Source organism: Blastococcus sp. SYSU D00922 (assembly GCF_054050495.1).
Map to the genome: position 1 here is coordinate 22,431 of NZ_JBJGZL010000018.1, position 12,338 is coordinate 34,768.

Annotated in this window: 10 protein-coding genes; 9 read left to right on the forward strand and 1 reads right to left on the reverse strand. The window is 74.8% G+C overall.

All coding sequences use genetic code 11. The features are described 5' to 3' along the window. Positions 1 to 17: 17 nt before the first annotated feature. The 9 genes from mfd (at position 18) to ACI78T_RS19165 (ending at position 11,145) form a co-directional block, all read left to right on the forward strand. Positions 18 to 3,581 carry a transcription-repair coupling factor gene (gene mfd, locus ACI78T_RS19125; protein ID WP_456559713.1) on the forward strand — a complete coding sequence of 1,188 codons (3,564 nt, stop codon included), beginning with the start codon at positions 18 to 20 and terminating at the stop codon, positions 3,579 to 3,581. Positions 3,582 to 3,668: 87 nt separating this feature from the next. Further along, complete coding sequence (locus ACI78T_RS19130; protein ID WP_456559714.1) at positions 3,669 to 4,682, forward strand: SurA N-terminal domain-containing protein; 1,014 nt, start codon at positions 3,669 to 3,671, stop codon at positions 4,680 to 4,682. Positions 4,683 to 4,731: 49 nt separating this feature from the next. After that, positions 4,732 to 5,553 carry a MazG family protein gene (locus tag ACI78T_RS19135; protein WP_456559715.1) on the forward strand — a complete coding sequence of 274 codons (822 nt, stop codon included), beginning with the start codon at positions 4,732 to 4,734 and terminating at the stop codon, positions 5,551 to 5,553. Positions 5,554 to 5,604: 51 nt separating this feature from the next. Next, positions 5,605 to 6,885 carry a phosphopyruvate hydratase gene (gene eno / locus ACI78T_RS19140; RefSeq protein ID WP_456559716.1) on the forward strand — a complete coding sequence of 427 codons (1,281 nt, stop codon included), beginning with the start codon at positions 5,605 to 5,607 and terminating at the stop codon, positions 6,883 to 6,885. Between the two features lie 10 nt (positions 6,886 to 6,895). Next, positions 6,896 to 7,477 (forward strand): FtsB family cell division protein, encoded by a 582-nt coding sequence (locus ACI78T_RS19145; RefSeq protein ID WP_456559717.1) that lies wholly within the window; start codon positions 6,896 to 6,898, stop codon positions 7,475 to 7,477. Positions 7,478 to 7,520: 43 nt separating this feature from the next. After that, a complete protein-coding gene (locus ACI78T_RS19150; protein ID WP_456559718.1) occupies positions 7,521 to 8,021 on the forward strand; it encodes a DUF501 domain-containing protein in 501 nt (166 codons plus the stop codon). Beyond that, a complete protein-coding gene (locus tag ACI78T_RS19155) occupies positions 8,018 to 8,968 on the forward strand; it encodes a Ppx/GppA phosphatase family protein (RefSeq protein WP_456559719.1) in 951 nt (316 codons plus the stop codon). The genes ACI78T_RS19150 and ACI78T_RS19155 overlap by 4 nt, the downstream gene beginning before the upstream one ends. After that, entirely contained in the window at positions 8,968 to 9,738 is a 771-nt protein-coding gene (locus ACI78T_RS19160) for a uracil-DNA glycosylase (protein WP_456559720.1), read from the forward strand. Before ACI78T_RS19155 ends, ACI78T_RS19160 begins: the two co-directional genes overlap by 1 nt. A gap of 9 nt (positions 9,739 to 9,747) precedes the next feature. Next, a complete protein-coding gene (locus ACI78T_RS19165; protein WP_456559721.1) occupies positions 9,748 to 11,145 on the forward strand; it encodes an NAD(P)/FAD-dependent oxidoreductase in 1,398 nt (465 codons plus the stop codon). A gap of 6 nt (positions 11,146 to 11,151) precedes the next feature. Here ACI78T_RS19165 and ACI78T_RS19170 read toward each other — a convergent pair whose 3' ends face one another. Continuing rightward, a complete protein-coding gene (locus tag ACI78T_RS19170; protein ID WP_456559722.1) occupies positions 11,152 to 12,282 on the reverse strand; it encodes an MFS transporter in 1,131 nt (376 codons plus the stop codon). Positions 12,283 to 12,338 lie beyond the last annotated feature (56 nt).

The following is a 12,338-nucleotide window of genomic DNA, read 5'->3' on the forward strand; positions in this document are numbered from 1 at the left end:
CCCCAGGAGAGAACAGCGTGACCTTGCGCGGCGTGCTCGACGTCGTCCTCGCCGACCCCGGCATGGCCCGCGTCGTCGCGTCGGCCGGCCGGGCGTCGCTGGCCGTGACCGCGCCCCCGCCCGTGCAGCCGCTCGTGGCCGCGGCCCTCGCGACGGGGGCTGGGGGGCGGGAATCGGCAGAGCCGGGCGCCGGCGTCCCGGTCCTGGTCGTCACCGCCGGGGAACGGGACGCCGACCAGACCGCCGACCTGCTGCGCTGCTTCCTGCCCGGCCGGCGCATCGAGACCTTCCCGGCCTGGGAGACGCTCCCGCACGAGCGGCTCAGCCCCCGGGCCGACACGGTCGGACGACGCCTCGCGGTGCTCCGCGACCTGACACACCCCGGCGAGAACGGCCCGGTCGACGTGCTCGTCGCCCCGGTGCGGAGCGTGCTCCAGCCGCTCGCACCCGGCCTGGGCGACCTGGTGCCGGTGGAGCTGAAGCCCGGCGACTCCGCCGACCTGGACGACGTCGCCCGTGCCCTGGCCGACGCCGCCTACACCCGCGTCGAGCTGGTCGAGAAGCGCGGCGAGTTCGCCGTCCGCGGCGGGCTGCTCGACGTGTTCCCCCCGACCGAGCCGCATCCCGTGCGCGTCGAGTTCTGGGGCGACGAGGTCGACGAGCTGCGCTACTTCTCCGCGGCCGACCAGCGCTCGCTCGACGAGCGGCCCGAACGGCTGTGGGCGCCGCCGTGCCGGGAGCTGCTGCTCTCGGGCGAGGTGCGCGAGCGCGCCGCCGCCCTGGCCGTCGAGCACCCGGAGCTGGCCGAGATCCTCGGCAAGCTCGCCGAGGGCATCGCGGTCGAGGGGATGGAGTCGCTCATCCCGGCTCTCGTCACCGGTGAGATGCAGCTGCTGACCGATCTCGTCGCCCGCGGCACCCACGTGCTCGTGTGCGACCCGGAGCGGGTGCGCAGCCGGGCGGCCGACCTCGTGCGCACCGCGGAGGAGTTCCTCGCCGCCTCGTGGTCGACCGCCGCCGAGGCCGGGCAGGCGCCGATCGACCTCGGGGCGTCGTCCTTCCGCGACCTCGCCGAGGTGGAGACCGCCGCGCGCATCCGCGGGCTGCCGTGGTGGACCACCGGCGCCTTCACCCTCCAGCCGGAGGACGACGACGACCAGGTGACCCTCGACGCGACGACCGTCGAGCGCTTCCACGGCGACCAGGGCCGCGCCATCGAGGCCATGCGCGCCTGGCACCGCGACGGGTGGCGGGTCGTCGTCACGTTCGCCGGTCCGGGGCCGGCGCAGCGCGCCGCCGACCAGTTCACCGAGGCCGACCTCGGTGTCCGCCTGGTGCCCGACATCGCCGGCGCCCCCGACGCCGGGCTGACCCACGTCACCCAGGGCAACCTGGAGTCCGGCTTCGCCTTCCCCGGCGTCGGCCTGGCGCTGCTCACCGAGCACGACCTCACCGGCCAGCGCGGCACCTCGATGCGTGACGCCGCGAAGATGCCGGCCCGCCGCCGCAACGCCGTCGACCTCGCCCAGCTGCAGCCCGGCGACCTCGTCGTCCACGAGCAGCACGGCATCGGCCGGTACATCGAGATGATCAGCCGCACCGTCAACGGCGGGCAGCGGGACTACCTGATCGTCGAGTACGCGCCGTCGCGGCGGAACCAGCCGCCGGACCGGCTGTTCGTGCCCACCGACTCCCTCGACCAGCTCACCCGCTACGTCGGCGGGGAGGCGCCCGCGCTGTCCAAGCTCGGCGGCGCCGACTGGCAGAAGACGAAGAACCAGGCGCGCAAGGCGGTCAAGCAGATCGCCGCGGAGCTCATCCGCCTCTACTCGGCGCGCATGGCGACCAAGGGGCACGCCTTCGGTCCGGACACCGTGTGGCAGCGGGAGCTCGAGGACGCCTTCCCGTTCCAGGAGACGCCCGACCAGCTCGGCGCGATCGACGAGGTCAAGGCCGACATGATGCAGCCGGTCCCGATGGACCGGATCATCTGCGGCGATGTCGGCTACGGGAAGACCGAGATCGCGGTGCGCGCGGCGTTCAAGGCTGTGCAGGACGGCAAGCAGGTCGCCGTCCTGGTGCCGACGACGCTGCTGGCCAACCAGCACTACAAGACGTTCGCCGAGCGCTTCGCGCAGTTCCCGGTCACCGTCGCCGTCCTCTCCCGGTTCCAGACCAAGGCGGAGAGCGACGAGATCATCCGCAAGCTGGCCGACGGCGAGATCGACGTGCTGGTCGGCACGCACCGGCTCCTGCAGCCGACCACCCGGTTCAAGGACCTGGGTCTGGTGATCGTCGACGAGGAGCAGCGCTTCGGCGTCGAGCACAAGGAGTACCTGAAGACGATGCGGACGGCGGTCGACGTCCTCTCGATGTCGGCCACCCCGATCCCGCGCACGCTGGAGATGAGCCTGACCGGCATCCGCGAGATGTCGACCATCCTCACGCCCCCGGAGGAGCGGCACCCGGTGCTGACCTACGTCGGCGCCTGGGACGACAAGCAGATGGCCGCCGCGATCCGGCGCGAGCTGCTGCGCGACGGGCAGGTCTTCGTGATCCACAACCGCGTGCAGTCGATCGACAAGGCGGCGGCCAAGATCCGCAACCTGGTGCCCGAGGCCCGGGTGGCGGTCGGCCACGGGCAGATGAAGGAGCACGAGCTCGAGCGCATCATGGTCGGCTTCTGGGAGAAGGAGTACGACGTCCTGGTCGCGACGACGATCGTCGAGTCCGGCCTGGACATCCCGAACGCCAACACGCTGATCGTCGACCGGGCCGACACCTTCGGCCTCTCCCAGCTGCACCAGATCCGCGGTCGGGTGGGCCGTGGCCGCGAGCGCGCCTACGCCTACTTCACCTACGACCCGACGCGGCCGCTCACCGAGACCTCGGTCGACCGGCTGACGACCATCGCGCACAACACCGACCTCGGGGCCGGCATGGCGGTCGCGATGAAGGACCTCGAGATCCGCGGGTCGGGCAACCTGCTGGGCGGCGAGCAGTCTGGGCACATCGCCGGCGTCGGGTTCGACCTCTACGTCCGCCTGGTGGGCGAGGCGGTGGCCGACTACCGGTCGCAGGTCACCGGCGAGTCCGCACCGGTCGAGCCGGTCGAGGTCCGGGTCGACCTGCCGGTCGACGCGCACCTGCCGCACGACTACGTGCCCGGGGAGCGGCTGCGGATGGAGGCCTACCGCAAGGTCGCCTCCATCCAGGACGACGAGCAGGCGCAGGCGGTGCTCGACGAGCTCACCGACCGGTACGGCGCCCCGCCGGCCCCGGTGCTCAACCTGATCGCGGTCGCCCGGTTCCGGACGGCGATGCGCGCGCTGGGGATCACCGAGGTGTCGTTGCAGGGCCGCGCGATCCGGATCAGCCCGGTCGACCTGCCCGAGTCCAAGCAGATGCGCCTGGCGCGGCTGGCCGACGGCGCGTCCTACAAGGCCGCCGTGCGGACCATCTCGCTCAAGGTGCCGGTCGGCCCCGACCGCCGGACCCCGCTGCGCGACGTGGCGCTCCTGGAGAACCTGCACGCCACGCTGTCCGCCGTCCTCGCCCAGCCGGTCGCCGCCGCCTCCTGACCGACCCCTGGGGCCGAAGTGGCCACTTTGGCCCCAGGTCCGGGCGGGGTGCGGCGGGCGTCACACCCGGTGTGGCAACCTGCCGTCGTGCTGAAGCGTCGAGTTCCCCGGGTGCTCGTCTCCGGGTTCCTCCTGACCGTCGCCGTGACCGGGCTGTCCGGCTGCCGGACCTCGCCCACCGTCGCCGCCTACGTGGGTGACACCCACATCTCGGTGGCCGAGCTCGACGACGCCGTCCAGGAGCGGCTGGCCGACCCGACCGTCGCCGCGTACGCGGAGGCGCAGGGCGACGAGTTCACCCGCCGGGTGCTCGGGCTGCTGGTCCAGGAGGAGGTCTACGCCGTCGCCGCCGAGCGCTACGGGGTGGAGGTGACCGACGCCGACGTGCGGGCGCGGATCGACGACCTGCTCGGCGAGGACGACCCCGACGCGGTCTTCGGCCAGCTCGCGGAGCAGGGGATCGGGCGCGAGGACGTCTTCGAGAACGTCCGCCAGCAGCTCGTGCGGGTGGGCATCGCCGAGGCCGAGGGCGAGGCCGACGCCCTGAGCGACGAGGCGCTGCAGGCCCGCTACGCCGAGGTCCGGGAGGACCTCGCGGAGGTCTCGTTCGGCTACGTCACCGTGCCCGACCAGGCGACCGCCGACCTCGCGGTCGCCCAGCTGACCGGCAACCCGGCGGCCTACGCGCCGCTCGCCGCCCGGTTCGCCGGCGCCGCCACGCTCCCCGAGCTGGAGTCGCGGCCGGCCGACGAGCTGCCGGCGGTGCTGGCCGAGGGCATCCAGTCGGCCGCGCCCAACACCGCCTTCGCGACGCCGGTGCCCGAGGCGGGCGGCGTCGTGGTCACCTTCGTGGGCGACGTGGTCTACCCGACCTTCGAGGAGGTCCGGCCCCAGCTGGAGAGCGAGGCCTCCGAGGGGGTCGAGACCGCGGCGAACGAGCGGGTCGAGGCGGTGCGCGAGGACCTCGGGGTGACCGTCAACCCGCGGTACGGGGTGCTGGAGGAGGGCCGGCTGGTCGCCGGGGACGGCGGCGTGGTCGACATCCTCGGCGGCGACGACGAGTCGGGGGCCGGCGCCGCCACCCCGACGCCCGCCGAGTAGGGACGACTCGGTGCCCTGGAGCCATCCGCCGAGGCCGGAGACGATCAGCGTGGCGACGGCCGTCCGCACCCGCGTGCTCGAGGCCGCTCGGGAGGACCGGGTGCGCGGCGTCGCGCTCCTCCGCGAGGAGACCGGGCTGGGCCTGCGGTTCGCGGTCGCGCTGGTCGACTCCTGGCTCGCGGAGGGGACGGGCCCGGACACCGACGACAGTGCTGCGCGGCCCGGGGAGCGACTGCTCGACGTCGTCCGCGTGATGGACCGTCTCCGCTCGCCGGGCGGATGCCCGTGGGACGCGGAGCAGACGCACTCCTCACTGCGCGGCTACCTGCTGGAGGAGGCCCACGAGGCCTACGACGCGATCGTCGACGACGACCCGGCCGCGATGCGGGAGGAGCTCGGCGACGTCCTCCTGCAGGTGGTCTTCCACGCCCGTGTGGCCGCGGAGGCATCGCCCGATCGGCGGTTCGACATCGACGACGTGGCCGGCGACCTGGTCGACAAGCTGGTCCGCCGGCACCCGCACGTGTTCGGCGACGCCGGCCCGCGCGACGTGGCGGCGGTGGAGGCCGGGTGGGAGGAGATCAAGAAGGCGGAGAAGCAGCGCCGGTCACCCACAGAGGGGGTCTCGCGCTCGCAGCCTGCCGCGTCCTGGGGCGCCGCCCTCGTGCGCCGCGCGGGCCGGGCGGGCTTCCGCACCCCGCCGCCGGCGGAGCTCTCCGCCACCAGCCCCGAGGAGCTGGGGGAGCGGCTGCTCGCCGTCGTCACGGCCGCCGAGCAGCGGGGCTGGGACGCCGAGGACGCCCTGCGCGAGGCGGTCCGCCGGTACGCCGGGGAGCTCGACGCCGAGGCGCTGGAGCGCTCCGCGGACTGACCAGGGGCGAGGCGTGGACGCGTTCCCGGAGGCGCTGGCTAGGCTGCCCCCGTGCCGAGCATCGATGCCGTAGGCGCGCGGGAGATCCTGGACTCGCGCGGAAACCCCACCGTCGAGGTCGAGGTCGCCCTCGACGACGGGACGATCGCCCGGGCCGCCGTGCCCAGCGGCGCCTCCACCGGAGCCTTCGAGGCCGTGGAGCTGCGCGACGGCGGTGACCGCTACGGCGGCAAGGGCGTGACCAAGGCGGTCGACGGCGTCCTCGACGTCATCGGGCCCGAGCTGGTCGGCTACGAGGCCAGCGAGCAGCGCCTCATCGACCAGCGGCTGATCGACCTCGACGGCACGCCGGACAAGTCGCGCCTGGGCGCCAACGCCCTCCTCGGCGTCAGCCTCGCCGTGGCCCGGGCCGCCGCCGACTCCGCCGGCCTGCCGCTGTTCCGCTACGTCGGCGGCCCCTCCGCGCACCTGCTGCCGGTGCCGATGATGAACATCCTCAACGGCGGCGCCCACGCCGACAGCAACGTCGACGTGCAGGAGTTCATGATCGCCCCGATCGGCGCGGCGACCTTCGCCGAGGCCCTGGCCGTGGGCACCGAGACGTACCACGCGCTCAAGTCGGTGCTGAAGGGCCGCGGCCTCTCGACCGGCCTCGGTGACGAGGGCGGCTTCGCGCCGGATCTGCCCACCAACCGCGCCGCCCTCGACCTCATCGCCGAGGCCGTGGAGAAGGCCGGCTACTCCGTCGGCACCGACATCGCCTTCGCGCTCGACGTCGCCGCGACCGAGTTCCACTCCGACGGCGGTTACGACTTCGAGGGCCAGACCCGCTCGGCCGAGTACCTCACCGAGTACTACACCGAACTCGTCGGGGCCTACCCGATCGTCTCGATCGAGGACCCGCTGTCCGAGGAGGACTGGGACGGCTGGATCGCGCTCACCGACGCCCTCGGCGACCGCGTGCAGCTGGTGGGCGACGACCTGTTCGTCACCAACCCCAGCCGCCTGGCCGACGGCATCGCCCGCGGCGCGGCCAACTCGCTGCTGGTCAAGGTCAACCAGATCGGCACGCTGACCGAGACCCTCGACGCGGTCAACCTGGCCCACCGCAGCGGCTACCGCTGCATGATGAGCCACCGCTCGGGCGAGACCGAGGACACCACGATCGCCGACCTCGCCGTCGCGACCGACTGCGGTCAGATCAAGACCGGCGCCCCGGCCCGGAGCGAGCGCGTGGCCAAGTACAACCAGCTGCTGCGCATCGAGGAGGAGCTCGACGACGCCGCCCGCTACGCCGGCGCCGCCGCCTTCCCGCGGCTGTCGGCAGGCTGAGCGCGGTCGGATGAGCAGCGTCCGGGGCAGGCGGAACGGGCCGGCCGGTGACGGCGCCCGCGCCGGCAGCCGCGGCGCCCGCGCCACCGGCCGGGCGCCTCGGGTGCACTCCACCCGGCCGGTGCCGTCCGGGCTGCGCAGCAGCGCGACCAGCCGGCCGGGGGAGCGGCGGTCCGCCCGTCGGGCGGTCCGCCCCACGGCGGGGACGGCGACCCGGCGCCGGCCGCTGGTCACCGGCCGGGCGGTCCTGCTCGGCGGCCTGGTGCTGCTGCTCGCCCTGACGCTGGCCGGCCCCATCCGCCAGTACCTGGCCGGGCAGGCCGAGCTCGAGCAGCTCGCCGCGGAGGGTGAGGAGCTCGACGCCCGGGCCGCCGAGCTGCGCGAGCAGCTCGAGCGGCAGGCGGACCCCGCCTACGCCGAACGGCAGGCGCGCGAGCGGCTCACCTACGTGCTGCCCGGTGACCGGCTGGTCGTCGTGGTGGACGGTGAGGCGGTGGAGGGTGACGCCGGCACCCTCGAGTCGACAGCCCCCGACGAGGAGCTGCCCTGGTACGAGGGCCTGATGCGGTCGCTGGCCGACGCCGACGGCTGACCCCCTCCGCGGACCGCGGGACGCGCTGTCGCAGACTTCTCGGGTGGACACCCCTGTCAGCGACGCCGAGCGCGAGATCGTAGCCCGCCAGCTCGGCCGGCCGCCGCGCGCCCTCGTCGCGGTGGCGCACCGCTGCCCGTGCGGCCAGCCCGACGTCGTCGAGACGTCCCCACGGCTGGAGGACGGCACGCCGTTCCCCACGCTGTACTACCTGACCTGCCCGCGGGCGACCGCCGCGGCCAGCCGGCTGGAGTCCGCCGGCCGGATGCGCGAGTGGCAGGACGAGCTGGCGACCGACCCGGAGCTGGCGGCCGGCTACCAGCGGGCGCACGAGGCGTACCTCGCCACGCGCGACGCCCGCGACGTGCTCCCCACGCGGATGACCGCCGGGGGGATGCCCGACCGCGTCAAGTGCCTGCACGCGCTGGCCGGCCACGCGCTGGCGGCCGGTCCGGGCGTGAACCCGATCGGCGACCGCGCGGTCGAGGAGATGGGCGAGTGGTGGGCCGCCGGGCCGTGCGCCCGGCCCGAGGACACCCCGTGACGCGGGTCGCCGCGATCGACTGCGGGACGAACTCCATCCGCCTGCTGGTCGCCGACGTGCCGGAGCGCGGTGCGCACACCGACCTGGCCCGTCGCATGGAGGTCGTCCGCCTGGGTCAGGGCGTCGACGCGACCGGCCAGTTGGCGCCGGAGGCCATCGAGCGCACCCGGGTCGCGCTGGCCGGGTACACCGCGATCGCGCGGGAGCTCGGCGCCACCGAGGTGCGGATGGCCGCGACCAGCGCCAGCCGCGACGCGTCGAACCGCGCCGACTTCGAGCGGATGGTGAAGGAGACGCTGGGCCGGCTGCCCGACGTCATCACCGGTCGCGAGGAGGCCGAGCTGTCGTTCCTCGGCGCCACCGCGTCCCTGGACGCCGCCGCCGGGGCGCACGGCGCGCCCCCGCCGCGCCCGCCGTTCCTCGTCGTCGACATCGGCGGTGGCTCGACGGAGTTCGTGCTCGGCGACGGGGCAGGCGTCCGTGCCGCGCGCTCGGTCGACATCGGCTGCGTGCGGCTGACCGAGCGGCACCTGCACTCCGACCCGCCCACCGCCGACGAGATCCGGCGGGCCGAGGACGACATCCGGTCCGCGCTGGCGACGGTGGCCGCCGAGGTCCCGGTGGGGGAGGCCGCGACCCTCGTCGGCGTGGCCGGCTCGGTGACCACGGTCGCCGCGATCGCGCTCGGCCTGCCGGAGTACGACCCGGACGCCATCCACGGGTCGCGGATCGCCGTGGACGACGTCCGGGCGGTGACGGCGGACCTGCTGGCGGCGACCCGCGAGAAGCGGGCGGCCATGCCGGTCATGCACCCGGGCCGGGTCGACGTCATCGGCGCGGGCGCGCTGATCCTGCGCGTGCTCATGGACGAGTTCGGGCTCGGCGAGGTCGTGGTCAGCGAGCACGACATCCTCGACGGCATCGCCCTGCGCCTCGCCCGGTCCTGATGGCGCTCGACGCCGGCGGCTACCCGGCGACCCGCAGCGCGGGCGGCGTGGTCCGCTCGGCCGCCGGCGCCCGCTCGCTGGAGCTCCTCGACCAGCGGGTCTCCGGCTGCTACGCCTGCCCCCGGCTGGTCGCCTGGCGCGAGGAGGTCGCCCGCGTCAAGCGCGCCTCGTTCCGCGACTGGGACTACTGGGCCCGGCCGGTGCCCGGTCTCGGGCCGGCCGACGCGCGGATCGCCGTCGTCGGCCTGGCGCCGGCCGCGCACGGTGGGAACCGCACCGGGCGGGTGTTCACCGGCGACCGCAGCGGTGACTGGATCTTCGCCGCCCTCTGGCGGGCGGGGCTGGCCAACCAGCCGACCTCCACGCACATCGGTGACGGGCTGGAGCTGACCGGCGTCCGGGTCGCGGCGGCCGTGCGCTGCGCCCCTCCGGACAACGCGCCCACCCCGCAGGAGCGGGACACCTGCAACCCGTGGCTGGCCCGGGAGCTGTCGCTGCTGCCGGACCTGCGCGTGGTCGTCGTCCTCGGTGGCTTCGGCTGGACGGCGCTGTGGCCGGTGCTCGCCGCGGCCGGCTACCGGATCCCGCGACCGCGGCCGGCCTTCGGGCACGGCGTGGAGGTCGACCTCGAGGGGCCGCGCGGGCCGCTCACCCTGCTGGGCAGCTACCACGTCAGCCAGCAGAACACCTTCACCGGCCGGCTGACCGAGCCCATGCTGGACGCCGTCCTGGGCCGCGCAACCGAGGTGGCCGGGCTCCGGGAGGCCTAGGCTCCCTGCATGGCTGAGGCGATCGCGCGCGAGCTGACCCACCGCCCGGTGATCCTGGTCGTCGGAGGGGGCTACGTCGGCCTCTACACGGCACTGCGGCTGCAGAAGAAGCTGTCGCGGGGCCGTGCCGAGATCGTCGTCGTCGACCCGCAGCCGCACATGACCTACCAGCCGTTCCTGCCGGAGGCCGCCGCCGGCTCGGTGGAGCCCCGGCACGTCGTCGTCCCGCTGCGGCGCACGCTGCGGCACTGCCGGGTGATCACCGGAGCCCTCGTCGGCCTCAGCCACGCCGACCGGAAGGCCCGCGTGGCGCCGGTCGAGGGGACGCCGTTCGAGGTCTCCTACGACGTGCTCGTGATGGCGGCCGGGTCCGTGGCGCGCACGCTCCCGATCCCGGGCCTGGCGGAGCACGGCATCGGCTTCAAGAACGTCGGCGAGGCCATCTACCTGCGCAACCACGTGCTGGCGCGGCTGGACGCAGCCAGTTCGACCGACGACCCGGCGGTGCGGCAGCGGGCGCTGACCTTCACCTTCGTCGGCGGCGGCTACGCGGGCGTGGAGGCGTTCGCCGAGCTCGAGGACATGGCGCGCTACGCCATCGAGCACTACTACCCGCGGCTGTCGCCGTCGGACATGCGCTGGGTGCTGGTCGAGGCGATGGGCCGCATCCTGCCCGAGGTCGACCTGGACATGGCCGCGTGGACGGTGCGCCAGCTGACCGCCCGCGGCATGGACGTGCGGCTGAACACCCGGCTGGAGTCGGTGTCCGAGGACGGCGTCGTCCGGCTCAGCGACGGCGAGGAGTTCCCGAGCGAGACGCTGGTGTGGACGGCGGGCACCAAGCCGAACCCGGTGCTCGCCGCCACCGACCTGCCGGTGGACGGCCGCGGCCGGGTGGAGTGCGAGCCCACGCTGCAGGTTCGGGGGATGCCCGGGGCCTGGGCGGCCGGCGACCTCGCGGCGGTACCGGACCTGACCAAGGACGACCCGGGCGCGACCACCGCGCCGAACGCCCAGCACGCCGTCCGGCAGGCCAAGCAGCTGGCCGACAACATCGTCGCCGTCCTCGCCGGCCGGGAACCGGTGCCCTACCGGCACGAGTACGTCGGCTCGGTCGCCAGCCTCGGGCTGCACAAGGGCGTGGCGCAGGTCTACGGCGTGAAGGTGAAGGGCTGGCCCGCCTGGTTCATGCACCGCAGCTACCACGTGAGCCGGGTGCCGACCTTCAACCGCAAGGCCCGGGTGATCGCCGACTGGACGCTGGCCTCGCTGTTCCGCCGCGAGGTGGTCTCCCTCGGGCAGCTGCAGGACCCGCGCCGGGAGTTCGTCTTCGCCGCCAACACCGGTCGGGCCGGGCAGCTGCCCCCACCCCGCCCGGACGGCGCCGAGCAGCAGCGGGCCGGCTGACCGGCGTCACGCACGCCCGAGGGCGGCGCGGGCCAGCAGGCCGATGGCGAGGGACGCGCCGAGGAGCAGCGCCAGTGCCGCCGTGAGGCCCCAGGCGTCCGCGAGCAGGCCGATGGCCGGAGGGCCGGTGAACGACCCCAGGTAGCCGACCGTCGTCACCGCCGAGAGCGCGGCGGCGGACGGCGCACCACTCACGGCTGGAGCGGCACCGAGCACGGTGGGCGTCACCGGCGCCAGGAACAGCCCCAGCACGAGCCAGCCGCACACGGCGACAGCGGTCGACGGCGCCAGCACCACGAGCGCGGCGCCGAGGGCCATGCCCGTGGCGCAGCCCTCCGTGACGCGGCGCCGCGAGAACTTCTCGACCACGCGGTCCGCCGGCAGGCGGCCGGCCACCATCGCGAGCGTGAGGCCGAGGTAGCCGGCCGCCGCGAGCCCCGGGCCCGCTCCGTGCGCGGTGCCGAGATGCACGGCCATCCAGTTCATCGCCGCGCCGTCGACCAGGAAGGCGCAGAAAGCGATCGCTCCGAGAACCAGCAGACGCCGTTGAGGGCGCACCGAACGGCGCGGGCCGCGGGGGGCGGGTTCCCGCACCGCGGCCCGAGCACCGAGCAGGCCGAGCACGAGCCCCGCACAGGCGACGACGGCCGCGTGCCACGGCAGGGGCAGGCCGGCTGCCGCGGCGACGGTCCCTGCGACGGCGCCGAGCACCAGGCCGGCGCTCTGCCCGGCGTGCAACGCGGCCAGCACGGGACGCCCGTTGCGCCGGTCGAGCTCGACACCCTGGGCGTTCAGCGCGACGTCGATGACGCTGTTCGCCGCCGCCCAGACGGCCACCGCCGGTACCAGCACGCCCACACCCGGGGCGGCGGCCGCGGCCACCAGCCCCGGCGCGAAGAGCAGGAGTGCCGCGCGCAGTGCCGCCGGGCTGCCCACCCGCGCGACGACCGCGGCTCCCAGCGGCAGCCCGACCAGCGCGCCCCCCTCGATCCCGAGCACCACCACCGCCAGACCGGCCTCGTCCAGGTCCAGCCGGTCCTGGACGGCGGGGATGCGGGAGGCCCACGTGGCGCTCAGCAGCCCGGTGACGAGGAAGCAGAGCCATGTGCCGTTGCGCGCGCGAGCGAAGCGGTCCACGTTCGGCGGGATGCACGTCGGCAGGTATTCCCACGCATCAGGATCAGGCGAAGCGG

What these genes read in the sequence shown, in the direction of transcription:
- ACI78T_RS19145 (WP_456559717.1), top strand. Translation starts at nt 6,896, where the DNA reads ATGAGCAGCGTCCGGGGCAGGCGGAACGGGCCGGCCGGTGACGGCGCC.
- ACI78T_RS19160 (WP_456559720.1), top strand. Translation starts at nt 8,968, where the DNA reads ATGGCGCTCGACGCCGGCGGCTACCCGGCGACCCGCAGCGCGGGCGGC.
- ACI78T_RS19165 (WP_456559721.1), top strand. Translation starts at nt 9,748, where the DNA reads ATGGCTGAGGCGATCGCGCGCGAGCTGACCCACCGCCCGGTGATCCTG.